The following is a 26,504-nucleotide window of genomic DNA, read 5'->3' as shown; positions in this document are numbered from 1 at the left end:
GCGGCGCGCCCCGGCCCAAGCTGGGTAAGGTGACCCTAAGTTCTCTTCGGATCCGGTCCTGGCCCTGGGTCTTGATCCCGGCCCTGGCCCTTTGCCTTGCCCTGGCCCGGTTCCGGTCCGGATTCTCCCCGTGCGGGTGCCTTGTCGGCGGTCGTAACCTGTATGGGCCAATGACGTCCCTTACGGAGGGCACCTTGCCCAGTCCCTACCGCGCGATCTTCGCGGCCCCCGGCACCCTGGGGTTCAGCGCCGCGGGCCTCATCGGCCGCCTGCCCATATCCATGGTCGGCGTCGGCATCCTGACGATGATCTCCGAGATCACCGGCCGCTACGCGATGGCGAGCGCCCTCACCGGCACCCTCGCCCTGGCCGCCGCGTTCATCGGCCCCCAGGTCTCCCGCCTGGTGGACCAGTACGGACAGCGGCGGGTGCTCCGCCCCGCCACCCTCGTCTGCGTGGCCTCGGTCGCCGTCCTGCTCGCGGCCGCCGCCAACGGGTGGCCGGACTGGACCCTGTTCGTCTGCGCGGGCGTCGCCGGCTGCGTGCCGAGCGTGGGCTCGATGGTCCGTGCCCGGTGGACCGTGATCTACCGGGACTCCCCGCGTGAACTGCACACCGCCTACTCCTTCGAGTCCGTCGTCGACGAGGTCTGCTTCATCTTCGGCCCGATCATCGCCATCGGCCTGTCCACCACCTGGTTCCCCGAGGCCGGCCCGCTGATCGCCGCCCTGTGCCTGCTCGTCGGCGTCTGGCTCCTGACCGCGCAGCGCTCCACCGAGCCCGAGCCGCACCCGCGCGAGGAGCACGGGGACCGCACCTCCGCCCTGCGCTCCCCCGGACTCCAGGTCCTGACCGCGACGTTCGTGGCGACCGGCGCGATCTTCGGGTCCATCGACGTGTCCACGCTGGCCTTCGCCGGGGAGCAGGGCCACAAGTCCGCCGCCAGCTTCATCCTGGCCGTCTGGGCGTTCGGATCCTGCCTGGCGGGCATCGTCTTCGGCCTCCTCCACCTCAAGGGCAAGACCGAACGCCGTTGGGTACTGGGCGTATGTGCGATGGCCGTGAGTATGATCCCCCTCCTACTGGCCGGGAACCTTCCGTTTCTGGCCGTGGCGCTCTTCGTCTCGGGCCTCGCCATCGCTCCCACGATGATCACCACGATGGCCCTGATCGAGGCGCACGTACCACGCGCGAAGCTGACCGAGGGCATGACCTGGATCAGCACCGGCCTCGCGGTCGGCGTCGCGGTCGGCTCGTCGGTGACCGGACTGGTCATCGACGCCTCCGGGGCGCGCAGCGGGTACGTCGTCTCCATCTCGTCGGGGGTGGCCGCGGCGGCGGTTGCGTTCGCGGGATACCGCCGGCTGACGAAGCCGGCGCAAGGGGAGGAGCCAGCAACCGATGGGGACGGCGACAGCAGGACGCACCAGCAAGGCGATCGCGTGGCATAACTGGGCGGGCACGGTCACGGCCACCCCCGCCCGGGTGGTGACCCCGGCCTCGGTCGGGGAGCTTCAGGAGGCGGTGCGCCGGGCCGCCGAGGACGGGCTGAGGGTGAAGGCGGTCGGCACCGGCCACTCCTTCACGGCGGCCGCCGCGACCGACGGCGTTCTCGTACGTCCGCAGGCGCTGGCCGGGATCCGGCAGATCGACCGGGCCGCCGGCACCGTGACGGTGGCCGCGGGGACGGTGCTCAAGGACCTGAACCTGGCCCTGGCGCGGGAGGGCCTCTCGCTCACCAACATGGGCGACATCATGGAGCAGACGGTCTCCGGGGCCACCAGCACCGGAACCCACGGCACCGGCCGCGACTCCGCCTCCATCGCGGCCCAGATCCGCGGCCTGGAGCTGGTGACGGCCGACGGGCGGCTGCTCACGTGCTCCGAGAAGGAGAACCCGGACGTCTTCGCGGCCGCCCGCATCGGCATCGGCGCCCTCGGCATCGTCACCGCGATCACCTTCGCCGTGGAGCCGGTCTTCTTCCTGACCGCCCGTGAGGAGCCCATGGGCTTCGACCGGGTGACCGCGGAGTTCGAGCAGCACTTCACGGAGAACGAGCACTTCGAGTTCTACTGGTTCCCGCACACCGGCAACTGCAACACCAAGCGCAACAACCGCAGCCAGGGCCCCGCCGCCCCGCCCGGAGCCGTGAGCGCCTGGGTCGAGGACGAGCTGCTGTCCAACGGCGTCTTCCAGGCCGTCAACTCCCTCGGCCGCGCCGTCCCGGCGACCATCCCCTCCATCGCCCGGATCGCCAGCCGCGCCCTGTCGGCGCGCACCTACACGGACATCCCGTACAAGGTGTTCACCAGCCCGCGCCGGGTGCGCTTCGTGGAGATGGAGTACGCGCTCCCGCGCGAACAGGTGGTGGGGGCGCTGCGCGAGCTCAAGTCGATGGTGGACCGCTCCTCGCTGCGCGTCAGCTTCCCGGTGGAGGTGCGGACGGCTCCGGCGGACGACATCGCGCTGTCGACGGCCTCGGGGCGCGAGACCGCTTACATCGCGGTGCACATGTACAAGGGCACCCCGTACCAGGCCTACTTCACGGCTGCCGAGCGGATCTTCACCGCGCACGGCGGGCGGCCGCACTGGGGCAAGGTGCACACGCGGGACGCGGAGTACTTCGCCGGCGTCTACCCGCGCTTCGGCGAGTTCACCGCACTGCGCGACCGGCTGGACCCGGACCGGCTGTTCGGCAACGACTACCTGCGCCGGGTGCTGGGCGAGTAGACACGGCCCGCCCGGGCTCAGGGAGCCTGCTGCCGCCCCTTGTCGCTCGGGGCCGGTGTGGGGGTGGGCTTCGGAGTCGGGGTGGGGGTGGGCTTCGGGCTCGGGCTCGGCGGGTTCGGGCTCGGCGCCGGGTCACCGGAGCCCGAGGAGCCCGAGGAGCCGCTGGAGCCTGAGGGGTCCGGGGAGGCGGGGCCGGTGCTGGGCGGCCGGTCCGGGCCCCGGTCGCCGTGCGGGGCCGAAGGGCTCGGGGAACTCCCGGATCCCGGGGTCGCCCCGCCCCTGCCGCCGGTGCCGGGCTCCTTGCCGGGGCCGGCCGGCTCCTCGTCGGCCGCCTTGCGCGTTCCGCCGGACCAGATGGTTCCGCCGCCCTGGCTGATCGCCGTGCCGGAGAAGGCCTCGTACGCCCCGAGCCCGCCGAGCGCGATGGCGAAGGCGGCGCCCGAGGCCACCGCGGTCCGCTTCCAGCCCCGTACGCGGGTGCCGTGCACGGTGGCCTCGCCGAACTCCCCCGAGGGCGCCGCGGCGCGGAGCGTCAGGGTGCCGTCGGGCGCCTTCTCCCCGCCGGGCGACGGGACCTGACGGGCCCTGGGGCGGATGGCGCTCTCGCGGAGCTGGTCGCCGGTGCGCTTGAAGAAGTGCTGGATGACGGGGCCGCCTGCGGTGGCGACCACGCTCACCACGCCGGCGCCGAGGATGGTCCCGTAGACGCCCAGTTGCGAGGCGAGCAGGGCGGCCGCGACGGTGGCGAGGGAGGAGCCCGCGATCTGGGCCACGCTCAGATCGAGGTTCTTCTTCTCGCCGCCGTCGGCACCGCCGGCGCCGCTCGCGCCGCCCGACCCGCCCGACCCGCCCGACCCGCTCGGAGCGGAACCCGGTTCGCCCTCCGGCACGGCCTTCTGACCCATCCTCATCCCCTGTGTGTGCTGCCTCTCGCGACGTCTCACGCTTCACCGCTCTCAGCAGTTACTGACCGCCGAGCGAAACGATTAGTTCCGTTTCGGGGGATTCTGTGAAGCAGGACACGCGAATTCGGGTGCGGGCGCAGGTCCCGCCCGATTCAGGGCAGCACAACTCCCGCCGCCCGCGACAAGTTCGGCGGCGCGGCGGTCCACCCAGGTGGCCCGAATGGAGTACTGTGGCGAGCCCGGGGGCCGTCCTTCCTCACGGATGTCCGGACTCGGGAGAGGGGGCCGACTGATGGAGAAACGGCACTCGAGACCGGTGATGCCGCGGCATTGCACGCATTCCTGATGCGCACAGTAACCGTTCGGTCACTGTGCGTGCCCAACAGGTAACCGTGCCATAACGGCGATCAAGGGCGCATGCCCGACACGCCGGTTGAACTCGGCAAGGTTGTGGCAGGCTGCACCCGGGCAGGCCACACTCGACTAGCGGAAGCAGCGACGCACGTGACGTCGGCAGGCACCACCCGGGAGGTCCCCATGCCCGAACTGCGTGTCGTGGCCGTCTCCAATGACGGCACACGACTGGTGCTCAAGGCTGCGGACAGCACGGAGTACACGCTTCCGATCGACGAGCGGCTGCGGGCTGCCGTGCGCAACGACCGCGCGCGCCTGAACCAGATCGAGATCGAGGTGGAGAGCCACCTCCGCCCCCGTGACATCCAGGCGCGCATACGAGCCGGTGCCTCCGCCGAGGAGGTCGCCCAGCTCGCGGGCATCCCCGTCGACCGCGTACGCCGCTTCGAGGGCCCGGTGCTCGCCGAGCGCGCGTTCATGGCCGAGCGGGCCCGCAAGACGCCCGTGCGCCGCCCCGGCGAGAACACCGGACCCCAGCTCGGCGAGGCCGTGCAGGAGCGGCTGACGCTGCGCGGCGCCGAGAAGGAGTCCGTGCAGTGGGACTCCTGGCGCCGCGACGACGGCACCTGGGAGGTCCTCCTCGTCTACCGGGTCGCGGGCGAACCGCACTCGGCGAGCTGGACGTACGACCCGCCGCGCCGGCTGGTCGTGGCCGTGGACGACGAGGCCCGCTCGCTGATCGGCGAGGCCGACGACCTCCCGGCGACGCCGGAGCCCAGCTTCCCGTTCGTACCGAGGATCGCGCGACTGCCGCGGGACCGGCCGCTGGACCGCGCCCTGGACCGGCAGTTGGAGCGAGCCGCCCCCAGCGCGGCGCCCGCGCCCGAGCCTGAGGAGGAACGGGACACGCTGACGAGTCTGCTGGAAGCCGTGCCCAGCTTCCGCGGCGACCTGGTGGTCCCCGAGCGCCCCGAGCCCGAGGCGGAGGAGCAGCCGGAGGCGGAGGAGCCCCCGGCGGCCTCGGCCGGCGCCGGCGCCGCGTACGCGGACGTCCTGATGCCGCGTACGGTGGCGGGCCACCGGGAGCGGCTGACGGGCACGACGGACCGGCAGGCGGAGGCCGACGGCGTCCGACCCGGCCGCCGCGCGGCGGTCCCGAGCTGGGACGAGATCGTCTTCGGCACGCGCCGCAAGAAGCAGGAGTAACGGAGCAGCCGCCCCTGGCCCCGGCCGCCGGCCCCGCCGCCGTCGGAGGCGCGGGGCCGGAGGCACGAGCCGGGACTGCGGACCCGCAGGAGGGGCCGGAGTCCCCGCCCCTACTGCGGGTCCGGACCGGTGGCCACGGGCCGCGCCGGGTCCGCGGACCATTCCGACCAGCTGCCCGCGTACAGGGCCGCCGAGATCCCCGCCACCTCCAGCGCCAGCACCTCGTGCGCCCCCGAGACCCCGGAACCGCAGTACACGCCGACCGGCGCCGCACCCGAGACGCCCAGCCCGGTGAAGCGCGCCCGCAGGGCGTCCGCCGCGAGGAACTTCCCGTCCGCGTCCACGTTCTCGGTCGTCGGCGCCGACACCGCGCCCGGAATGTGCCCGCCGACCCGGTCGATCGGCTCGATCTCGCCCCGGTACCGCTCCCCCGCCCGCGCGTCCAGCAGGATGCCGTCGCGCGCGAGCGCCGCCGCCGCGTCCGCGTCCAACAGCCCCACCGCTCCCGGGTTTGGCTTGAAATCGCCCTCCGTAACGGTGACGGCATCCTCCGTTACCGGACCGCCCGCCGCCGTCCACGCGGCCAGCCCGCCGTCCAGCACCCGCACGTCCGTGTGACCCGTCCAGCGCAACAGCCACCACGCCCGGGCGGCGGCCCAGCCCTGACCCCCGTCGTACACGACCACCGGCGCGTCGGCCGAGACCCCGGCCCGGCGCATGACGGCCCCGAACTCCTCCGTCTGCGGCAGCGGGTGGCGGCCGCCCGATCCCGGCGGACCTGCCAGTTCGCGGTCGAGGTCCACGTACACGGCCCCCGGCAGGTGACCGGCGTCGTACGCGGAGCGCAGGTTCGGACCGCCCAGCTGCCAGCGGACGTCGAGCAGCACGGGCGGCCGGGAACCGGCCAACTCGGCCATCAGTTCGGCGGCGGAAACGATCGCGGAGGGTGCGGGATTCTCAGTCATGCGGCCCATCTTCCTCCCCGCTCCGCGGCCCGTGTGACAAGCCTCGGACCGACAGGCCGCATCGATTCGGTCATCTCTGCCCGCAACGGCGAAACCCGGCCGGTCGAGGCGCGCCGGACCCGCCGTAGTGGAAGCATCTGGTCCGGGATGAGCGACACGGAGGAGACGGCTGACATGACCGAGGAACCGGAAGAAACGCGGCGCCCGCCCGGCACCCCGTGCTGGTCGAGTCTGATGGTGCACGGCCTGGGGACCACCGAGGCCTTCTACACCGACCTGTTCCGCTGGGAGTACGAGCCCGGCCCCCAGCCGTTCGGCCCGTACGTCCGCGCCCTCCTCGACGGCCAAGAGGTGACCGGCATCGGCGAGATGCCCCCGGACCGGGACCTTCCGGTGGCCTGGACCACCTACTTCGCCACCGACGACGCGGACTCGACGGCCGAGACGATCCGCTCCTGCGGCGGCACGGTCGCGGTGGGGCCCCTGGACGCGGGCGGCGAGGGGCGGCTGGCGATCTGCTCCGACCCGCTGGGGGCGATCTTCGGGATCTGGCAGGCCGAGGAGCACATCGGGACCCGGGTGTCGGGCGTCCCCGGCACCCCGGTCTGGGCCGAGCTGGTCACACAGGACACCTCGACCGTGGGCAAGTTCTACCAGCACGTCTTCGGCCACGAGGCCGAGACGCACGCCGCGGCCGCCTCGGAGTTCGACTACGTGACGCTGCTGCTGGACGGGCGTCCGGTCGCCGCCGTGCACGGGGTCGGCCGCTCGCTCCCGCACGACCGGGGCCCGCACTGGATGACGTACTTCGAGGTCGAGGACGTGGACACGGCCGCCGCCCGGGTGCAGCGGCTCGGCGGCCGCGTCATCCAGCCGCCCCGCGAGGGCCTGACCGGCAGGGTCTCCACGGTCACCGACCCGGAGGGCGCGGTCTTCACACTCGTCCAATCCCGCCCCGCACCCGGCCGCTGACCGCCAGGGGGCCTGGACGCGGCCGACCACGGCGACGCCCCAGGGAGAAGGCGGGGACGCGGGCCGGCGCGCCGCCGGCCCGTACCTCCGAAGGGCCGGCCTCCCCGTGTGCGCCGTCAGGCGTCGTGGTTGACGGGGAGGACGTCCGGGGACAGGGCGCCCGCGCGGGCCGCGGCGCTCGTCATGCGCTTGCGGTGGTGGCGGCGGCAGAGGACCTCGTAGCCGATCTCCTCCGCCGGGCGGTTCACGTCGCCGACCACCACCTGGGCGCCCTCCACCACCATGGCGCCGCCCACCGTACGGGCGTTGTGCGTGGCGCGGGCGCCGCACCAGCACAGAGCCTCCACCTGGAGCTGCTCCAGGCGGTCCGCCAGTTCGATCAGCCGCTGCGAGCCGGGGAAGAGCTTCGTGCGGAAGTCCGTGGTGATGCCGAAGGCGAAGACGTCCAGGCCGAGGTCGTCGACGATGCGGGCCAGCTGGTCGATCTGGTCGGGCGCGAGGAACTGCGCCTCGTCCACGATCACGTAGTCCGCCTTGCCGCCCTGGGACAGCTGCGCGACCAGGTAGCCGTACAGGTCCATGCCCTCCGGCGCCTCGATCGCCTCCGTGACCAGGCCCAGGCGGGAGGAGAGCTTGCCCTCGCCCGCCCGGTCGTCACGGGTGAAGATCACGCCCACCAGGCCCCGCGCGTCGCGGTTGTGGGCGATCTGGAGCGCCAACGTACTCTTCCCGCAGTCCATCGTGCCGGAGAAAAACACCAATTCGGGCATGGAGGGAACGGGGCCTTTCGAGTCGTGGTCGGCGGGAGCGGCGTACGGGGCGGGCGGGGGAGGTGTGCGGGTCGGTCGTCTCAGGTGCGGATTTCGAGCAGCGGAACCAGCTGCTCCGCCGCCGTCATGGAGCCGTGCATCCCGGCGAGCGCCGATTCGTTGGGTTCGTTCACGGACGCGGTGATCGCGGCATCGGCCTGCGCGGCGGCGACCACGTCGCCGATCCGGCCGAGGACGCGCTCGTCGCACTCCCCCGGCGGGCCGAACCAGCCCAGCTCCAGGGCCTCTTCGCGGCTCGCGATCCAGAACCGGTCGCCCAGCACCTCGCGCCACACGGTCAGGACGTCGGCCTCGGCGCCGGGGACTGCGTACACGTGCCGGGCCCGGCCCTCGCCGCCGAGCAGGGCCACGCCCGCGCCCAGCTCCCAGTCCTCGTCGTAGTCGATCCGGGAGTCCTCGTCGAAGGGGATGTCCACCATGCCGTGGTCGGCGGTCACGTACAGCGCGGTGCGCGGCGGGAGTTGTCCGGCGAGCCGCTGCACGAGCCGGTCGACGTACATCAGCTGGCCGCGCCAGGCGTCGGAGTTCACGCCGTGCCGGTGGCCGGCTCCGTCGAGCTCGCTGTAGTACGTGTACACCAGCGAGCGGTCGCCCGCGGCGAGGCGCTCGCCCGCGAGGTCCATCCGCTCCTCGCCGGTCATCCGGCCGAGGAAGGTGCCGCCGCTCAGCGCGACCTTGGTGAGCGGGGTGGTCTGGAAGGCGGGCGAGGACACCTGGGCCGTGGCCACCCCCGCCTTGTCGGCCAGCTGGAAGACGGTCGGGTACGGCTGCCAGGGCTTCGGCGGGGTCCACGGGTGCCAGCGGAGCTGGTTCATCAGCTCGCCGGTGGCCGGGTTGCGCACGGTGTAACCGGGCAGGCCGTGCCGGGCGGGCGGCAGGCCGGTGCCGACGGAGGCCAGCGAGGTGGCGGTGGTCGCGGGGAAGCCCGCGGTGATCGGGCGCCCGGTGCCGCCGCGCGAGGTGCCGAGGAGGGAGTTCAGGTACGGGGCCTCGTCCGGGTGGGCCTTGATCTGCTCCCAGCCCATGCCGTCGACGAGGAACACGCAGTTCCGGTCGGCCGGGGTGAGCTCGGGGATCGAGGCGGTGAACCCGGGAACGCCCTGGCCGGCCACTAGGGTCGGCAGCAGGTCGGCGAGCGAGCCGGTGCCGTACTCCGGGACGGGGGCGCCGGTGAGGTCCAGCAGCTCCGGCTCGTCCCAGTTCGACGGTGCGAAATGGGACATCAGCGGGCGGAGGTGGACGTGGCTGCCGTTGCCTCACTGAGCGCCTGCGCGAAGACGAGGGTCTGGCGGACCGCCTCCGGGCCGTCGCCGGCCTCGCTGACGCGCAGGCTGAGGTCGTCGGCGGTGGAGTTGCCGGTGTAGCCGTGGTCGGAGTCGCAGTTCGGGTCGCCGCAGGCGGCGGGCTCCAGGTCGATCCGGGAGACCGCGCCCCAGCCGATGGTCAGGACGACCTCGCGGGGCAGGGTGCCCGGGGTGTACGACTCGGGGTTGGCGACGACGCGGCTGAGCACGACGGAGGAGATCGCGCCGATCTTGACGGACTCGGTGGAGGTGGTCGCGTACGGGGACGGGGACCCGGCGTCGGCGGCCTGCTCGTCGGTGTGGCTCACGATGAAGCGGTTGCCCGTCAGGACCAGGACCGTGACGTGCCGGCGCACCTCGTTGGAGTCGAAGGTCGTCTCCTGGTGGACCAGGTACGACGAGATCGGCTCGCCGCCCACCGCGGCCTCCACGGCCTCGGCCACGAGGGCCGGGTAGTAGCCGCTGCGCTCGATCGCCGTGCGCAGCCCCTGGGTCGTCGTACCGGATTTCGCCATGGGGTCCATCCTAAGGCCCGTACGGGGCACCCCGGGCGCGCGCGGACGCGTCTTCCCGAGGTTGCGGTGCCGGTCAGTAGCTCGGGAGCGTGCGGGGGCCGAGGTCGGTGCGGGCCGGCGGGTGGGCGACCCGGACGGTGGCGCCGAGTACCGAGAGGCCCTCGGTGGCGACGACCACGGGTTCGAGCGTGACGCCGACCACCTCGGGGTGGGCGTCGACGAGCCGGGACAGCCGCAGCAGGAGCTCTTCGAGGGCGGCGGTGTCGACGGGGTCGCTGCCGCGCCAGCCGAAGAGGAGGGGCGCGGTCCGGATGGACCGGATCAGCCCGGCGGCGTCCCGGTCGGTGGCGGGGACGAGGCGGTGGGCGGTGTCGCCGAGCAGCTCCGAGGCGACGCCGGCGAGCCCGAAGGAGAGGACGGCTCCGGCGGCCGGGTCGATGACGGACCGCACGACGGTGTCGACCCCGCGCGGCACCATGGCCTGGACCACGGGGAGCAGTTCGCCGGGGGTGCCGAGGAGGCCGGTCAGCTCCTCGTACGAGCGGCGCAGGTCGGCCTCGGTCGCGAGGTCGAGGCGTACGCCGCCCAGGTCCGCGCGGTGGCGCAGGTGCGGGGCGGTGGTCTTGAGGGCGACGGGGTAGCCCAGGCTCCGGGCGGCCCGGACGGCGGCGTCGGCGGAGGGCGCGGGCAGGGTGGGCAGGACCCTGATCCCGTAGTGGGCGAGGAGCGCGGCGGCGTCGGGCTCGGTGAGGGTGAGGACGCCCGCGCCGGCGCCCTCATCGGAGCCTTGCCCCGCGCCGAAGTCGGCGAGGAGGGCGGCGAGCCGGGCGGCGGCCCCGGCCTCGTCGATGTCCTCGTACTCGGGGACCTGTCCGGTGTCGGCGACGGCCCGGCGCCACTGGCCGTAGCGGACGGCCTCGGCGACCGCGCGTACGGCGCGCTCGGCGGCCGGGTACGCCGGGATCCGCACGTCCGGTCTGGCGTATCCGCCCTCGTCCTCGTCGGTGGGGCGCGTGCGCGGAGCCAGCGCCCCGGCCGGGGACAGGGCGTCGACGAGCTCGGCCAACTCCACGTGGACCACCGCCACCGGCTTGCCGGGGTGCGCGGCGACCGCGTCGCGCAGGGCGCCCGCCAGGTCGTCCTGCGGCTCCTGCTCGTTCACCCACGGGATCACGGTGACGATCACCGCGTCGCTCTCGGCGGAGCCGAGGGCCTCGCCCAGTGCCGTGCGGAAGTCCGCCGCCGTCGCCGCGGTCGTCAGGTCCTGCGGGGCTCCGGGCCGCAGCCCCTGCGCGAGGCAGGCGTCGTACGAGAGGACTCCGAGCGACTCGGAGTTCCCGAGGATCGCCACGCGCGGCCCGGCCGGCAGCGGCTGCGAGGCCAGCAGCAGTCCGACGTCCACCAGCTCCGTCACCGTGCCGACCCGGATCACCCCGGCCTGGCGCAGCAGGGCGGAGACGGTGGCCTCCGGCAGTCTGGTCCCGGGGACCACGTGGCCCGCGGGGGTGTGGCGGCCGCCCCGCGCGACGACCACCGGCTTCACGGCCGCCGTGCGCCGCGCGAGGCGGGTGAACTTCCGCGGGTTGCCCAGGGTTTCGAGGTACATCAGCGCCACGTCGGTGGCCTCGTCCTCGTACCAGTACTGGAGGATGTCGTTCCCGGAGACGTCCGCCCGGTTGCCCGCCGAGACGAAGGACGACAGCCCCTCGCCCCGCCGCAGCAGCGCGGAGAGCAGCGAGATGCCGATGGCCCCGGACTGGGTGAACAGCCCGATGCGGCCGCGGGCCGGGGCGGGCGCCGGGGTCAGGGAGGCGTTGAGCCCGACCTCGGGGGCGGTGTTGATCACGCCGTACGCGTTGGGTCCGATCAGCCGCATCCCGTACGAGCGCACCTGGCGCACCAGTTCGCGCTGGCGGTCGAGGCCGGCGGCGCCGCTCTCCCCGTACCCGGCGGACAGCACCACGAGCCCCTGCACCCCGTGCTCGCCGCAGGCGGCCACGGCCTCGGGGACGCGCTCGGCGGGGACCGCGATCACCGCGAGGTCGACGGGGGCCCCGACGGCGCCGAGCGCGCGGTAGGCCCGTACGCCGTCCAGCAGATCGGTGGTGGCGGCCTCGTTCACGGCGTAGAGGTGGCCGCGGAAGCCGCTGTCGCGCAGGTTGCGCAGGGCCGCCGCGCCGACGCCACCGCCGGAGCGGCTGACGCCGATGACGGCCACCGAGCGGGGGGTCAGCAGCCGCTGCACGGAGCGGGCCTCGGCGCGCTGCTCGCGGGCGCGCTGCACGGCCAGGGACTCGGCGGTGGGTTCGAGGTCGAGGGTGAGGTGGACGGAGCCGTCCTCGAAGCTGCGCTTCTGCTCGTACCCGGCGTCCTTGAACACCTTGATCATCTTGTTGTTGGCGGGCAGCACCTCGGCGGCGAACCGGCGGATGTCCCGCTCGCGGGCGACCGCGCCGATGTGTTCGAGCAGCGCGGAGGCGACCCCGCGGCCCTGGTGGGCGTCCTGGACGAGGAAGGCGACCTCGGCCTCGTCGGCGGGTGCGGAGGCGGGCCGGCCGTCGGGGCCGATCCGGTCGTAGCGGACGGTGCCGATGAACTCCTCGCCGACGGTCGCCGCGAGCCCGACCCGGTCCACGTAGTCGTGGTGGGTGAAGCGGTGCACGTCGCGGGCGGAGAGCCGGGGGTAGGGCGCGAAGAAACGGTAGTACTTCGACTCGTCGGAGACCTGCTCGTAGAAGCTGACCAGCCGGCCCGCGTCCTCCGTGGTGATCGGCCGGATCCGGGCGGTGCCGCCGTCGCGCAGGACGACGTCCGCTTCCCAGTGGGCCGGGTACGAGGGGTCCGACGCGGTGGTCATGCGGCGATCTTAAGGCCAGGACCGGCCGAACGGCTCCTGCGCGGCGCACGCGGCAAGCACGGGCAAACCAGTGCAAGCTGGGGTAGGTCGAACGGCGGTGGATTCGGGCCGAAGGTCGGTCCGAGCATGAGGAGCGTCGTGAGAGACTGGTCTAGACAACCGTAAGAACCTGAAGGGCATCACCATGGCAGAGCGCCGCGTCAACGTCGGCTGGGCCGAGGGCCTGCACGCTCGTCCCGCCTCGATCTTCGTCCGCGCGACGACCGCTTCCGGCGTCCCGGTGACCATCGCGAAGGCCGACGGGAACCCCGTCAACGCCGCGTCCATGCTCGCGGTGCTGGGCCTGGGCGCGCAGGGCGGCGAGGAGATCGTCCTCGCGTCCGACGCCGAGGGCGCCGAGGCGGCGCTGGACCGCCTCGCGAAGCTGGTCGCCGAGGGTCTGGAAGAGCTCCCCGAGACCGTCTGACCCTTCGGGTTCACCCCGGGCACACGCAGGAGCCGCGGCCACCACCGATATTCCGGTGGCCGCGGCTTCCGCGTTTCGCGCCTCTTCCGTATTCGGGAATTAACCCGGCGAGCAGGGTGAGAGCATGAACGGCGTGAATTAAATCGCGGGTCCCACTCTTTGATACCCGCCTATTGTTAATGCCGACCGCCCGCCGTGTTTACGGCATGTTGCGAAGTCCTCACGCGCAGCCGGTGCGCCCCGGCGGCGCGGTCCGCGTGCATCGCCGTCAGCGCGCGGGCCCGTTCGGCGTCCCCGCGCGCGACCGCGTCCACGATCGCGCCGTGCTCCGCCCAGGAGTCCACGGGCCGGGCCGGCGCCTCCACGGCGTACATCCAGGCGACCTTGTGGCGCATCTGCGTGAGCAGCACGATCAGCCCGGGGCTGCCGGAGGCCTGGGCCAGGGTCTCGTGGAACCAGCCGCCCAGGGACCGCAGGTCCTCGCCCTGGCCGCGCCGGGCCCGCTCCTGGCCCAGCCTGACCAGCCCGCGGAGCACCCTGAGGTGGCCCTCGGTGCGCCGCCGGGCCGCGCGCGCGGCCGCCAGCGGCTCCAGCACCAGCCGCAGCTCCAGGAGGTCGGCCGCCTCCTGCTCGGTGGGTTCGGCGACGCAGGCGCCCGCGTGCCGCCGGGTGGTGACGAAGCCCTCCGACTCCAGGGTCCGCAGCGCCTCACGGACGGGGACGCGGGAGACCCCGTACCGGCGGGCCAGCAGTTCCTCGGTCAGCCGGGCGCCCGGTTCGAAGACCCCGGAGACGATGTCTTCGCGGATTGCCGTGCATACCGCGTGCGCAGGAATTCGCAAGTCCGGACCTCCGCCTATTTCCGACTGCCGACCGACCACCTTACGGGGACTCTATTGCACCGGGCGATAAATTCCGAGCGCGAGCGGAAATAGCGGGTGTTTACAGCCAGCACGAAGGCCCCGGCTCGGGGAGCCGGGGCCTTCGGTGAGTGCGGGGTGGTGCGGGTCAGACGTCGACGCCGTGGCTGCGCAGGTACGCGACCGGGTCGATGTCCGAGCCGTACTGGGCGCCGGTACGGGCCTCGAAGTGCAGGTGCGGGCCGCTGGAGTTGCCGGTGGAGCCGGACAGGCCGATCTGCTGGCCGGCGCTGACCTGGTCGCCGACGGAGACGCTCAGCGAGGACATGTGGCCGTACTGCGTGTACGTGCCGTCGGCGTGCTTGATGACGACGTTGTTGCCGTACGCGCCGCCCCAGCCCGCCTCGACCACGGTGCCGGTGCCGACCGCGTGCACGGTGGTGCCGGACGCGGCATGGAAGTCGATGCCGGTGTGGCTGCCGGAGGACCACATGCCGCCGCCCGCGTGCCACTGGGTGCTGACGTAGGAGTCCTCGACGGGGACCACGAAGGTGTTGAGGCGCTTGCGCTCCTCCTCGCGGGCGGCGCGCTCGGCGGCCTCCCGCTCGGCCTTCGCCTTCTCCTCGGCCTTCTGCTTGGCCTCTGCGGCGCGGGCCTTGGCCTCTGCTTCCGCCTTCGCCTTGAGGGCCGCGGCCTCGGCCGCGTGCTCCTGGGCGTCGGCCTGGGCCTCGATCTGGCCCTGGAGGTCCTCGGCGGTCACGACCGCGTTCAGGCCGGTGTCCTCCATGGAGGGGGCCTTGTCCGACGCGGCGAACGCCGGGCCTGCGAGGGAGCCGACGACACCGGTGGTGGCGAGGGCGGCGATGCCGGCGTAACCGGCGGTCTTGCGGCTCAGACGACTGGAACCACGGTGCTTACCGGCGGCACGACTGCCAAACGCCATGAAGAGGTTGATCCTTTCCTTCCCTCTCGCCTACCGGGTTAGCTGACGGGTTCGGAGCAGGAAGGTCTCCTACGGGCCCCCTCTTGCGAGGCGGTCCGATTCACCCCAGGGACGCATGTGGGTCCCCGGCTCCCCAGGCTCGCGCCTGACGGGGACTCGGCGATCGCTGCCCGGTGCCGCGGATGCGGCGGGTACAACTGACGGACAGCACGGCTGACGCTAGGCGGATCATCAGTCAATCGCCAAACAGGCGCGCGTTTTTGTTGCATACGCCACACCCCATACGAGTAGCCTCTCCACGAAATAGACAAAAGGGGCCCCGGCGGACAAGCCGCCGGAGCCCCTTGGAATGCAGGTCAGTTGGTGACGACGGTGACCTCGCCGATGCCCAGTGCCCGTACCGGCTCCTCGATCTGCGCGGCGTCGCCCACCAGGACCGTGACCAGGCGGTCCACCGGGAAGGCGGCCAAGACGGCCGACGTCGCCTCCACCGTGCCCGTTTGGGCCAGCTGCGCGTACAACCGCGCCTGGTAGTCGTCCGGGAGCTCCTGCTCGACCTGGTCGGCGAGCGTGCCGGCGACGGCCGCGGCCGTCTCGAACTTCAGCGGGGCCACTCCCACCAAGTTCTGCACCGCCACGTCCCGTTCGGCGTCGGTCAGGCCGCCCTCCGCGAGGGTGCGGAGCACCTTCCAGAGGTCGTCGAGCGCCGGACCGGTGTTGGGGGTGTCCACCGAGCCGCTGATGGCGAGCATCGAGGCGCCCTTGCCGTCGGCCGTGGAGCGCAGCACCTGGCCGAAGGCGCGCACGCCGTACGTGTACCCCTTCTCCTCGCGCAGCACCTTGTCCAGGCGCGAGGTGAGGGTGCCGCCCAGGCAGTACGTGCCGAGCACCTGCGCCGGCCAGACCCGCTCGTGCCGGTCCGGCCCGATGCGGCCGATGAGCAGCTGCGTCTGGACCGCGCCGGGCCGGTCCACGATGACCACGCGGCCGGTGTCGTCGGCGGTGACCGGCGGGACCGGGAGCGGCTCGGCACAGTCGCCGGTCCAGGCGCCCAGGGTCTCCCCCAGGACGTCGTCCAGGTCGATGCCGGTCAGGTCGCCGACGACCACCGCGGTGGCGGTGGCGGGGCGTACGTGGGCCTCGTAGAAGGCGCGTACGGCCGCCGAGTCGATCCGGGCGACCGTCTCCTCGGTGCCCTGGCGCGGCCGGGACATCCGCAGGGTCGGCGGGAAGAGCTGCCGGGAGAGCTCCTTGGCGGCCCGGCGCTGCGGGTTGGCCAGCTCGTGCGGGATCTCGTCGAGCCGGTTGCGCACCAGCCGGTCGACCTCGCTGTCGGCGAAGGCCGGGGCGCGCAGCGCCTCGGCGAGCAGGCCGAGCGCCTTGTGCAGGCGGGAGGCCGGGACCTCCAGGGAGACCCGCAGGCCCGGGTGGTCGGCGTGCGCGTCGAGAGTGGCGCCGCAGCGCTCCAGCTCGGCCGCGAACTCCTCGGCGGAGCGCTTGTCGGTGCCCTCGGACAGCGCGCGGGCCATGATGGTCGCCACGCCGTCCAAGCCCTCGGGCTCGGCGTCCAGCGGGGCGGCGAGGTTGACCTCGACCGCGACGACCTGCTGGCCGGGCCGGTGGCAGCGCAGCACGGTCAGGCCGTTGGGCAGCGCGCCGCGCTCGGGGGCCGGGAAGGCCCACGGCCGGGCCTGGCCGGGCTGGGGCTGCGGGTGGAAGGTCATCGTGACGGCTGCGGTGTCGCTCACTGCTCCGCCCCTTCGTTCTCGTCGCTCTCACCGTTCTCGCCGGCTTCTGCCGGGAGCGGCTCGTACACCAGCACCGCGCGGTTGTCGGGGCGCAGTCGGGCCGCGGCCACGGCCTGCACCTCCTCGGCGGTGATGTCGAGGACGCGCCCGACGGCGGTCAGCGCCAGCTGCGGGTCGCCGAACAGCACCGCGTAGCGGCACAGTTCGTCGGCGCGCCCGGCCACCGTGCTGAGCCGGTCCAGCCACTCCCGCTCCAGCTGTGCCTGGGCACGCTCCATCTCCTCGGCCGTGGGGCCCTCGGCGGCGAACCGCGCGAGCTCCTCGTCGACGGCCGCCTCGATGGCGGGCACCTCGACGCCGCTGGAGGTCTTCACGTCCAGCCAGCCCAGGGAGGGGGCGCCGGCGAGCCGCAGCATGCCGAAGCCGGCGGCGACCGCCGTCTGGTCCCGGCGTACGAGGCGGTTGTGGAGCCGGGAGGACTCGCCGCCGCCCAGCACGGTCAGCGCCACGTCGGCGGCGTCGCACTCGCGGGTGCCATCGTGCGGGAGCCGGTAGGCGGCCATCAGCGCGCGGGCCGGGACCTCCTCGACGATCTCCTCGCGCAGCTGGCCGCCCATGATCTCGGGCAGCGTGCCGTCGCGCGGCGGCTGCTTGCCGTCGTGCCCGGGGATGGTGCCGAAGTACTTCTCGACCCAGGCGAGCGTCTGCTCGGGGTCGATGTCGCCGACGACCGACAGCACCGCGTTGTTGGGTGCGTAGTACGTGCGGAAGAAGGCGCGGGCGTCCTCCAGGGAGGCCGCGTCCAGGTCGGCCATGGAGCCGATCGGGGTGTGGTGGTACGGGTGGCCCTCGGGGTAGGCGAGGGCGGTCAGCTTCTCGAAGGCCGTGCCGTACGGGACGTTGTCGTACCGCTGGCGGCGCTCGTTCTTGACGACGTCGCGCTGGTTCTCCATGGACTCCTCGTCCAGGGCGGCCAGCAGCGAGCCCATGCGGTCGGCTTCCAGCCAGAGCGCGAGCTCCAGCTGGTGGGTCGGCATCGTCTCGAAGTAGTTGGTGCGCTCGAAGCTGGTGGTGCCGTTGAGCGAACCGCCGGCCCCCTGGACCAGCTCGAAGTGCCCGTTGCCGGGTACGCTCGCCGAGCCCTGGAACATCAGGTGCTCGAAGAGGTGAGCCAGGCCGGTCCGTCCCTTGACTTCGTGGCGCGAGCCGACGTCGTACCAGAGGCAGACCGCGGCGACCGGGGTCAGGTGATCCTCCGAGAGCACCACGCGCAGGCCGTTGGCCAGCCGGTGCTCGGTCGCTGTCAGGCCGCCGGAGCCGGCCTGGGCTGTGGCCGTGTGACCCATGGGCATGTGGTCCCTTCGATCGCGATGCAGAGTTTTCCGTCAGACCTGCCACTGTATGCAAGCGCGTCGGGCACCGGAGAAGTTCCCGCTGACACTCACCCGCGCCTCCGTCCGGGGGTGACCCCAGGGTCGGAGTCGGCGTTGTCGGTGCCTCGGGCCACAATGGTCCGCGACAACCCCGTCCACGCCGATCAGACAGCCAGCCACCCGCCAGACCCCCAGCACACTTTCTTTCTTGGTTAAGGAGCCGCGCAGCGATGGCCCGCCGCAGCACGAAGACCCCGCCGCCGGAGGATTTCGAGGAGAAGATCCTCGACATCGACGTCGTCGACGAAATGCAGGGCTCCTTCCTCGAGTACGCGTACTCGGTGATCTACTCCCGCGCCCTGCCCGACGCCCGGGACGGCATGAAGCCGGTACACCGGCGCATCGTCTACCAGATGAACGAGATGGGCCTGCGCCCCGACCGCGGCTACGTGAAGTGCGCCCGCGTCGTCGGCGAGGTCATGGGCAAGCTGCACCCGCACGGTGACGCGTCGATCTACGACGCCCTCGTGCGCATGGCCCAGCCCTTCTCGATGCGGCTGCCGCTGGTCGACGGCCACGGCAACTTCGGTTCGCTCGGCAACGACGACCCGCCGGCCGCGATGCGTTACACCGAGTGCAAGATGGCGGACGCCACGTCGCTGATGACGGAGTCGATCGACGAGGACACCGTCGACTTCACCGCCAACTACGACGGCCAGGAGCGGGAACCGGTCGCGCTGCCCGCGGCGTACCCGAATCTGCTGGTCAACGGCGCGTCCGGGATCGCGGTCGGCATGGCCACCAACATGCCCCCGCACAACCTGGGCGAGGTCATCGCGGCCGCCCGCCACCTGATCCGCTACCCGCAGGCGGACCTGGAGGCGCTGATGCGCTTCGTACCGGGTCCGGACCTGCCCACGGGCGGCCGGATCGTGGGCCTCTCGGGGATCAAGGACGCCTACGAGAACGGCCGCGGGACGTTCAAGATCCGCGCCACGGTGGCCGTGGAGAACGTGACGGCGCGCCGCAAGGGCCTGGTCGTCACGGAACTGCCCTTCACGGTCGGCCCCGAGAAGGTCATCGCGAAGATCAAGGACCTGGTCGGCTCCAAGAAGCTCCAGGGCATCGCGGACGTCAAGGACCTCACCGACCGCTCGCACGGCCTGCGCCTGGTCATCGAGATCAAGAACGGCTTCCACCCGGAGGCCGTCCTGGAGCAGCTGTACAAGCTGACGCCGATGGAGGAGTCCTTCGGCATCAACAACGTCGCGCTGGTCGACGGCCAGCCGCTGACCCTGGGCCTCAAGGAGCTGCTGGAGGTCTACCTCGACCACCGCTTCGAGGTCGTGCGCCGCCGCAGCGAGTTCCGCCGCGGCAAGCGGCGCGACCGGCTGCACCTGGTCGAGGGCCTGCTCGTGGCCCTGGTCGACATCGACGAGGTCATCCGGATCATCCGGGACAGCGACAACTCGGCGCAGGCGAAGGAGCGGCTCATCGAGCGCTTCTCGCTGAGCGAGATCCAGACGCAGTACATCCTGGACACCCCGCTGCGCCGCCTGACGCGCTTCGACCGGATCGAGCTGGAGTCCGAGCGCGACCGGCTGACGGGCGAGATCGACGAGCTGACCGGGATCCTGGACTCCGACACGGAGCTGCGCAAGCTGGTCTCCACGGAACTGGCCGCGGTCGCCAAGAAGTTCGGCACCGAGCGCCGTACGGTCCTGCTGGAGTCGGCGGGCACGGCGGTCGCCGCGGTCCCGCTGGAGGTGGCGGACGACCCGTGCCGGGTCCTGCTGTCCTCGACGGGCCTGCTGGCGCGCACGGCCAACGGCGACCCGCTGCCGGAGGAGGAGGGCGGCGCCCGCGCGAAGCACGACCTGATCGTCTCGCAGGTCGCCGCGTCGGCCCGGGCCGACGTGGGCGTGGTCACCTCGTACGGGCGGCTCCTGCGGCTCGCGGTGATCGACCTGCCGCAGCTGCCGGACACCCACGCCGCGCCGAACCTGGCGGGCGGGGCGCCGGTCTCGGAGTTCCTCTCCGGGCTGGAGGCGGACGAGAAGGTGATCTGCCTGACCTCGCTGGACGAGTCCTCCCAGGGCCTGGCGCTCGGCACCGAGCAGGGCGTGGTCAAGCGGGTCGTGCCGGACTACCCGGCGAACAAGGACGAGCTGGAGGTCATCACCCTCAAGGAGGGCGACCGGATCGTCGGCGCGGTCGAACTGCGCACGGGCGAGGAGGATCTGGTCTTCCTCACCGACGACGCCCAGCTGCTGCGCTATCCGGCGGGCCAGGTGCGCCCGCAGGGGCGCCCGGCGGGTGGCATGGCGGGCATCAAGCTCTCCGAGAACGCCAAGGTGATCCACTTCTCGGCGGTGGACCCGGCGCGCGACGCCGTGGTGTTCACGGTGGCGGGCTCGCACGGGACGCTGGACGACTCGATGCTCTCCGGGAAGCTCACGCCGTTCGACCAGTACCCGCGCAAGGGCCGGGCCACCGGCGGCGTGCGCTGCCAGCGGTTCCTGAAGGGCGAGGACCTGCTGGTGCTGGCCTGGGCCGGCAACGCGCCGGTGCGTGCGGCCGGGGCGAACGGCAGCCCGGCCGAGCTCCCGGCCGTGGACCCGCGCCGAGACGGTTCGGGGACCGCGCTGCCCGCGGTCGTCGCCGCTCTGGCGGGGGGCGCGCTGTAGGACGTACTGCGGCATTCGGGTGGTGCGACCGGGGGGACGTACCACCCGAATGCCGACTAGTGTTTTCCCTCTGGGTGTTGGTGGGGGGAGTACAGAGCTGATGAGTCGTCGGCCGGGCGGATTGATCGGGGACTGGGCCGAGGCCCAGCGCCGGCAGCAGCAGACGCAGGTGATCCAGCAGCGGGAGGCGGAGCGCCGGCTGGTGGCGTACGAACGGGACCGGCAGCGGACCCAGGAGCGGGACGCGAACCGCAGCCACCGCCAGTTCCGCGAGGGCGAGGCCCTGCGGCGGACCGCTCGGATCGAGGCCGAGGTGGAGGCCCTCAAGGGGCTGCTGGTGGCGGGCTGCCGTGGGCCCGCGTTCCGGATCTCGGCCCTGGCCCGGTCCGAGGAGCTGGAGCCCTTCAACCCCGGCGCCCTGGCGCATCCGGTGCCCATGCCGCACATCGAGCAGTTCCAGCAGCAGAGCAGCGGCTGGACGCTCGGATCCGGCCACCGGGCGCAGGCGGAGCGGGAGGCCCACGCCCGGTACACCGAGGCCTGGCAGGCGGCGAGCGCCGCGGAGGCGCAGCGCCGGCGCCAACTGGACGCGTACCGGCAGCAGTACGACCGGTGGGCCGCCGAGCAGCTCGCCGGGGTACGGGCGCACAACAGCGGGCTCACCGAGCTGGCCGCAGCCCTGCGCGGGGGCGATGCCGAGGCGGCGGTGGAGTACTTCTCGGCGGCCCTGTACGCCTCCGCGGCCTGGCCCGAGGCGCTGCCCCGGCAGGTGGCGGCCGCCTACGACCCGGCGGCGCGCCAGCTGGTGCTGGACTGGGAGCTCCCCGGATTCGCGGTGGTGCCGGAGGCCAGGGCGGTGCAGTACCTGCCCAGCACGGACCAGGACAAGATCAAGCCCCGCCCGGTGACGGAGCGTCGGGGCCTCTACCGGGACCTGCTGGCGCAGTCCATGCTGCTGGTCGTGCGCGAGCTGTACGCGGCGGACGAGTTCGGCGTACTCGACTCGGTGGTGGTCAACGGGTTCGTGGACGCCCACGATCCGGCGACGGGCCGGGAGGCACGGGTGGTCCTGGCGACCGTGCCGGCGCAGCGCAGCGCCTTCGCGGGGCTGCGCCTGGAGCAGGTCAGCGCCGTGGACTGTCTGGTGTCGGGGCTGGGCGGCCTGCTGTCGGGGCGACCCGACCAGCTGACGGCGGTGCGCCCCGGGCGGCGGCCCGACGAGGTCGGCGGCGGGGTCGTCAGCCACGGCGGGAGGGCGGCCGGCTCGGACGAGGACGAGCCGGACCTCTTCGCGATGGATCCGATCGCCTTCGAGAACCTCGTCGCCGAGCTGTTCCGGGCGATGGGCATGGAGGCGGTGACCACGCAGCGCTCGGGCGACGGCGGGGTGGACGTGGAGGCACTGGACCCGGCACCGATCCGGGGCGGGCGGATCGTGGTACAGGTCAAGCGCTACCGGAACACGGTGCCGCCGACGGCCGTGCGTGATCTGTACGGCACGGTCCAGGACAAGGGGGCGAACAAGGGGGTGCTCGTCACCACCGCGTCCTTCGGGCCCGGGTCGTACACCTTCGCCAACGGCAAGCCGCTGGAGTTGGTTCCCGGGGCGGATCTCGTCGAGCTGTTGCACCAGTACGGGCTGCGCGGACGGCTCGGCGGCGGCGCCCCGGCGCAGCGCGCGCCCGAGCCGGCAGCTCCCGCGGGCGACCACAACGTGCTCGGCATGTCCTGGTCGGGCTCGGTCGCGCTGGACGTGTGCGCCCTCGTCTGCACGGGCAACCGGGTTTTGAGCGAGGAGCACTTCGTCTTCTACAACAACCCCCGGACCCCCGACGGTTCGGTGCGCGCACGCGCGCACGCGGAGCCGGACAAGGCGGCTCTGGAGGTCTGCTTCGACGCCCTGCCCGCGGCCGCCGACCGGCTGGTCCTGGTGGCGGCGATCGACCCGGACGCCGATCCGCACGCCGACCTGGCCGGGTTCACGGACGCCCACATCCGCCTGCTGTCGGCGAGCGGCGAGGAACTCGGCCGGCTGGAGGTCTCCGACGGGCGGGCCGGGGAGACCGCGCTGGTACTCGGCTCGTTCCGCCGCCGCCCCAACGGCGACTGGGACTTCGTGATCGGCGGCAAGGGCTACCGCGGCGGGCTGGAGTCCCTGCTGGGCGATTACGGGGTCGATGTCGCCTGACCGCCGCTACGGCTCCTCCGGGTCGGCGACGAACTCATGCGGCTCCGGTTCGGGTTCGTCGGCCGGACGCGCCGGGCGGTCGACGTAGCGCAGGACGCCCCACATGCTCTCCGGCGGCGCGTGCTGGGGGGCCGGTTCGCGGCAGGCCTCCAGCTCGCCGAGGAGCGCGGGGCCGTCCGTACCGGCGCCGATCAGGACCAGTTGGCTCCGGCGCGGCTCGCCCCGGCCCCAGGGGCCCGGCACGAAGCGCAGGAAGCGGCCGACGGCGTGGACCTCGTAGCGCTCCTCGTGGCCGGGGACGCCGAAGTGGACGTAGCCCTTGATCCGGTACAGCCCGGCGGGGCGGCGGTCGAGGAAGTCGATGAACCGGCGCGGGTTCAGGGCCTGCTCGGATACGAACTCCGTGCTGTCGTAGAGCGTGTGGGCGTGCCCGGTGTGGTCCTCGTGACCGGAGTCCTCCTCCCCTGCGCCGGACTCCCTGGCCTGGGAGATCAGGTCCTCGAAGGACAGCTGGCCCCGGGTCTCGGTCCACGGGCGCCGGTCGAAGAGCAGCTCCGGATCGATCCGGCCGTGGTCGGCGGCCACCACCGGTGTGCCGGGGCAGAGCGCGGCCAGCTCGCATGCGATCCGGGTGAGGGCGGCCGGCTCCGCCCGGTCGGTCTTGTTCAGCACCACCAGGTCCGCGACGGCCAGGTGGCGGTCGGTCTCGGGGTGCTTGGCCCGGGTCGCGTCGAACTCCGCCGCGTCCACGACCTGGACCAGCCCGCCGTACCGGATCGCCGGGTTCTCGCTGGCCACCAGCATCCGGATCATCTCCTGGGGCTCGGCCAGCCCGCTCGCCTCGATGACGATCACGTCGATGCGGTGGACGGGTGCGGAGAGCTTCTCCAGGTAGGCGTCCAGCTCGCTGCCGTCGACCGCGCAGCACAGGCAGCCGCCGCCGAGCGAGACCATGGAGTCGCCGACCTGGCCCGCCACGGCCATCGCGTCGATCTCGATCGAGCCGAAGTCGTTGACGACGACCCCGATCCGGGTGCCTCCCCGGTTGCCGAGGAGGTGGTTGAGCAGCGTCGTCTTGCCGGATCCGAGGAATCCGGACAGCACGATGACGGGAATGGGCTGGACGGGCGGCCGGACGGGCGGCTGATCGGACTGCTGCGCGGGCTGACTGCTGTTCACACGGCCGATCGTAGTCAGCCGAGCGCCGGAACCGGCTCGGGCGGGGTCGGGCCCGCGTACCGCGCGGCCGGACGGATGATCTTCGAATCGGCGGCCTGTTCGAGGATGTTCGCGCTCCAGCCGACCACGCGCGCCGCACAGAAGGTCGGGGTGAACATCTCGCGCGGCAGCCCACACAGCTCCATGACCACTCCGGCGTAGAACTCCACGTTGGTGTGCAGCTCCCGCCCCGGCTTGAGCTCGGCGAGGATCTGCTCGACGCGGCGCTCCACTTCCACGGCGAAGTCCACGAGGGGGCCGCCGAACCCGAGGGCGATCTCCCGCAGCATGCGCGAACGCGGGTCCTCGGTGCGGTAGACGGGGTGGCCGAAGCCCATGATCCGGTCCCCGGCGAGCACCCGCTCGCGGATCCACGGCTCGATGCGCTCCGCCGTGCCGATGGCGTCCAGGGTGTCCAGGGCCCGGCTGGGCGCGCCGCCGTGCAGCGGGCCGGAGAGGGCGCCGATCGCCCCGGTGAGGGCGGCGGCGACGTCCGCGCCGGTGGAGGCGATCACGCGCGCGGTGAAGGTCGAGGCGTTGAAGCCGTGGTCGATGGTCGAGATCAGGTACTGCTCGACGGCCCGCGCCTTGACGGGGTCGGGTTCCCGGCCGGTGAGCATGTACAGGTAGTTGGCGGCGTACGGGAGGTCCGCGCGCGGCTCGACCGGCTCCAGGCCCTGTCCCAGCCGGTGCAGGGCCGTGAGCAGGGTCGGTACGGCGGCGCAGGCGGCCAGCGCGTCGGCGGCCCGCCGCCCGGGGTCGATGTCGTACACCGGGCGGAACCCGGCGGAGGCGCCGAGCAGGGAGAGTGCGGTCCGCAGCCCGGCGAGGGGGCCGGAGAGCGCGGTGGCCCGGGCCAGGGCGGGCAGCGCGTCGCGCACCGCGTCGGGCAGTCGGCGCAGCGGGGCGATCTCGGCGGCGAAGGCGGCTCGCTCGGCGGCGTCGGCCGGGAGGGAGCCGCGGAACATCAGGTGCCACACGTCCTCGAAGGTGCGGCTCGCGGCGAGCTCGACGGCCGAGTACTGGCGGTAGTGGTAGAAGCCCTCGCGGCCTCGGACGTCACCGAGTTCGGTCTCGGTGACCACGACTCCCGCGAGACCGCGGGGTACTTCGACGGTGGTGTTCATGGATCGACCATCCATCATGGATTGAATCATTGTCAATATTGATTGAATCAATATATGTAGGGTGGGCCTCATGAACGACCAGGCGGACGACCAGGCGGACGGCGAGCGCCGGATCAGCACCCGGCAGGCGGCGGAACTGCTGGGGGTGAAGCCCGCGACGGTGTACGCGTACGTCAGCCGCGGCCAGCTCACCAGCCGCCGCGATCCGGTCGGCCGTGGCAGCAGCTTCGACGCGCGCGAGGTGGAGGCCCTGGCCCTGCGCAGTCGGCGCGAGGCGGCGGCGCCCCCGGGTGGGGAGCTGTCCGTACGCACCTCGCTCACGCTCATCGAGCCCGACCGGTACTACTTCCGGGGCGTGGACGCCGTCGATCTGGCGTCCAGGTACCGCTACGAGGAAGTCGCCGAGTGGCTCTGGACCGGGACCCTGCCGCGCGGCGCACGGTTCACGGCTCCCCCCGAGGCGCTGGCCGCCGCCCGGCGCGCGGTGGCCGCGCTGCCCGAGCACAGCGGTCCGATCGACCGGCTCCGGGTGGCGACGGCCGCCGCCGCGGTGACGGATCCGCTGCGCTTCGACCTGTCCGAGGAGGCCGTACTGGGCTCCGCGCGCTGCCTGGTCCCGACGCTGGTCGGCGCACTGCCCGAGGTGGGCGCGGCCGGCTGGCGCGGGGACGGGCGGCTGGCCCGGCAGCTGTGGAGCCGGCTGACGGCGCGGGAGCCGGACCCGGACGCGCTGGCCGTGCTGGACCTGGCCCTCACCCTGCTCATCGACCACGATCTGGCCGCCTCCACCCTGGCCGTACGGGTGGCCGCGTCCGCGCGGGCCCATCCGTACGCGGCGGTCTCGGCCGGCCTCGGCGTACTGGAAGGCCCGCTGCACGGCGCCGCCGGACGGCTCGCGCACCGGATGCTGGCGGAGGCGCTGGAGCGGGGCGGGGCCGCACCCGTGGTCGCGGACCACCTGCGGGCGGGCCGGCGGGTTCCGGGGCTCGGGCACCGCCTGTACGAGGGTGAGGACCCGCGGGCCGCGGCGCTGTTCGCCCGCTTGGAGGGGGTGCCGCAGGCCGGTCCCGCGCTGGCGGCCGCCCGCGAGGTCGTCGCGACGGCGGCGGCCCGGCGGGGCGGGCTGCACGCCAATGTGGACCTGGCGCTGGCGGTGCTCACGGTGTCCTGCGGGATGCCCGCCGAGGCCGGGGAGACGGTGTTCGCCGTGTCCCGGACCGCGGGCTGGATGGCGCACGCGTTGGAGGAGTACCAGG

At 73.0% G+C, this 26,504-nt stretch carries 20 protein-coding genes and 1 riboswitch; of the genes, 8 read left to right on the top strand and 12 right to left on the bottom strand.

Features of this window, described 5'->3' with window-relative positions; translation table 11 throughout:
* The first annotated feature begins 194 nt into the window (after positions 1-194).
* Entirely contained in the window at positions 195-1,451 is a 1,257-nt protein-coding gene (locus ACS04_RS17735) for an MFS transporter (protein ID WP_048477599.1), read from the top strand.
* Positions 1,402-2,730 carry a D-arabinono-1,4-lactone oxidase gene (locus tag ACS04_RS17730; RefSeq protein WP_048477598.1) on the top strand — a complete coding sequence of 443 codons (1,329 nt, stop codon included), beginning with the start codon at positions 1,402-1,404 and terminating at the stop codon, positions 2,728-2,730. Before ACS04_RS17735 ends, ACS04_RS17730 begins: the two co-directional genes overlap by 50 nt.
* Before the next feature lie 17 nt (positions 2,731-2,747).
* Here the strand turns inward: ACS04_RS17730 and ACS04_RS17725 are convergent, their stop codons facing one another.
* Positions 2,748-3,635, bottom strand: a complete 888-nt coding sequence (locus ACS04_RS17725) for a hypothetical protein (protein WP_053080809.1) — start codon at positions 3,633-3,635, stop codon at positions 2,748-2,750.
* A 537-nt stretch (positions 3,636-4,172) separates the two neighbouring features.
* On the opposite strand from ACS04_RS17725, the gene sepH reads away from it, so the two are divergent.
* A complete protein-coding gene (gene sepH, locus ACS04_RS17720) occupies positions 4,173-5,195 on the top strand; it encodes a septation protein SepH (protein WP_048477597.1) in 1,023 nt (340 codons plus the stop codon).
* A gap of 110 nt (positions 5,196-5,305) precedes the next feature.
* Here the strand turns inward: sepH and ACS04_RS17715 are convergent, their stop codons facing one another.
* Positions 5,306-6,160 (bottom strand): sulfurtransferase, encoded by an 855-nt coding sequence (locus ACS04_RS17715; protein ID WP_048477596.1) that lies wholly within the window; start codon positions 6,158-6,160, stop codon positions 5,306-5,308.
* Positions 6,161-6,334: 174 nt separating this feature from the next.
* Between ACS04_RS17715 and ACS04_RS17710 the strand changes: the two genes are divergently transcribed.
* Positions 6,335-7,132 (top strand): VOC family protein, encoded by a 798-nt coding sequence (locus ACS04_RS17710; RefSeq protein ID WP_048477730.1) that lies wholly within the window; start codon positions 6,335-6,337, stop codon positions 7,130-7,132.
* Between the two features lie 116 nt (positions 7,133-7,248).
* Here ACS04_RS17710 and ACS04_RS17705 read toward each other — a convergent pair whose 3' ends face one another.
* From ACS04_RS17705 to ACS04_RS17690, 4 genes are all read right to left on the bottom strand, one after another.
* Positions 7,249-7,902, bottom strand: coding sequence for a thymidine kinase (locus tag ACS04_RS17705; protein ID WP_048477595.1), 654 nt, complete (start codon positions 7,900-7,902; stop codon positions 7,249-7,251).
* 80 nt (positions 7,903-7,982) lie between these two features.
* A complete protein-coding gene (locus ACS04_RS17700) occupies positions 7,983-9,185 on the bottom strand; it encodes an alkaline phosphatase family protein (protein WP_048477594.1) in 1,203 nt (400 codons plus the stop codon).
* Positions 9,185-9,790: a DUF5998 family protein gene (locus ACS04_RS17695; RefSeq protein ID WP_078864899.1), complete on the bottom strand. Its 606-nt coding sequence runs from the start codon at positions 9,788-9,790 to the stop codon at positions 9,185-9,187. Before ACS04_RS17695 ends, ACS04_RS17700 begins: the two co-directional genes overlap by 1 nt.
* Before the next feature lie 64 nt (positions 9,791-9,854).
* Positions 9,855-12,638 (bottom strand): bifunctional acetate--CoA ligase family protein/GNAT family N-acetyltransferase, encoded by a 2,784-nt coding sequence (locus ACS04_RS17690; RefSeq protein WP_048477592.1) that lies wholly within the window; start codon positions 12,636-12,638, stop codon positions 9,855-9,857.
* 184 nt (positions 12,639-12,822) lie between these two features.
* Between ACS04_RS17690 and ACS04_RS17685 the strand changes: the two genes are divergently transcribed.
* Positions 12,823-13,104: an HPr family phosphocarrier protein gene (locus ACS04_RS17685; RefSeq protein WP_048477591.1), complete on the top strand. Its 282-nt coding sequence runs from the start codon at positions 12,823-12,825 to the stop codon at positions 13,102-13,104.
* Positions 13,105-13,280: 176 nt separating this feature from the next.
* Here ACS04_RS17685 and ACS04_RS17680 read toward each other — a convergent pair whose 3' ends face one another.
* From ACS04_RS17680 to ACS04_RS17665, 4 genes are all read right to left on the bottom strand, one after another.
* Positions 13,281-13,946: a GntR family transcriptional regulator gene (locus ACS04_RS17680; RefSeq protein WP_048477590.1), complete on the bottom strand. Its 666-nt coding sequence runs from the start codon at positions 13,944-13,946 to the stop codon at positions 13,281-13,283.
* A gap of 166 nt (positions 13,947-14,112) precedes the next feature.
* On the bottom strand, positions 14,113-14,907 hold the full coding sequence (locus tag ACS04_RS17675) for a M23 family metallopeptidase (RefSeq protein WP_048477589.1): 795 nt from the start codon (positions 14,905-14,907) through the stop codon (positions 14,113-14,115).
* 12 nt (positions 14,908-14,919) lie between these two features.
* Positions 14,920-15,079: riboswitch (cyclic di-AMP (ydaO/yuaA leader) on the bottom strand.
* 184 nt (positions 15,080-15,263) lie between these two features.
* Positions 15,264-16,631 carry a M16 family metallopeptidase gene (locus ACS04_RS17670; protein WP_048477729.1) on the bottom strand — a complete coding sequence of 456 codons (1,368 nt, stop codon included), beginning with the start codon at positions 16,629-16,631 and terminating at the stop codon, positions 15,264-15,266.
* 20 nt (positions 16,632-16,651) lie between these two features.
* Complete coding sequence (locus ACS04_RS17665) at positions 16,652-18,007, bottom strand: M16 family metallopeptidase (protein ID WP_209441717.1); 1,356 nt, start codon at positions 18,005-18,007, stop codon at positions 16,652-16,654.
* 251 nt (positions 18,008-18,258) lie between these two features.
* Between ACS04_RS17665 and ACS04_RS17660 the strand changes: the two genes are divergently transcribed.
* Positions 18,259-20,715 carry a DNA gyrase/topoisomerase IV subunit A gene (locus ACS04_RS17660; RefSeq protein ID WP_048477587.1) on the top strand — a complete coding sequence of 819 codons (2,457 nt, stop codon included), beginning with the start codon at positions 18,259-18,261 and terminating at the stop codon, positions 20,713-20,715.
* Positions 20,716-20,815: 100 nt separating this feature from the next.
* Complete coding sequence (locus ACS04_RS17655; RefSeq protein ID WP_209441716.1) at positions 20,816-22,903, top strand: restriction endonuclease; 2,088 nt, start codon at positions 20,816-20,818, stop codon at positions 22,901-22,903.
* A 6-nt stretch (positions 22,904-22,909) separates the two neighbouring features.
* Here the strand turns inward: ACS04_RS17655 and ACS04_RS17650 are convergent, their stop codons facing one another.
* Both ACS04_RS17650 and ACS04_RS17645 read right to left on the bottom strand, forming a co-directional pair.
* The gene (locus ACS04_RS17650) at positions 22,910-24,082 is read right to left on the bottom strand and encodes a CobW family GTP-binding protein (protein WP_048477585.1); all 1,173 of its coding nucleotides are present in this window, start codon (positions 24,080-24,082) and stop codon (positions 22,910-22,912) included.
* A gap of 14 nt (positions 24,083-24,096) precedes the next feature.
* A complete protein-coding gene (locus ACS04_RS17645) occupies positions 24,097-25,263 on the bottom strand; it encodes a citrate synthase (protein WP_048477728.1) in 1,167 nt (388 codons plus the stop codon).
* Between the two features lie 55 nt (positions 25,264-25,318).
* Here ACS04_RS17645 and ACS04_RS17640 point away from each other — a divergent pair.
* Positions 25,319-26,504, top strand: a 1,186-nt coding sequence (locus ACS04_RS17640; RefSeq protein ID WP_063839283.1) for a citrate synthase, incomplete at its 3' end; no start/stop codon positions are given.

The organism is Streptomyces roseus, from assembly GCF_001044425.1.
In the GTDB taxonomy this organism is placed as follows: domain Bacteria; phylum Actinomycetota; class Actinomycetes; order Streptomycetales; family Streptomycetaceae; genus Streptomyces; species Streptomyces roseus.
Note: the sequence above shows the minus strand (reverse complement) of the source record. Positions and strands in the feature narration are given on the sequence as shown.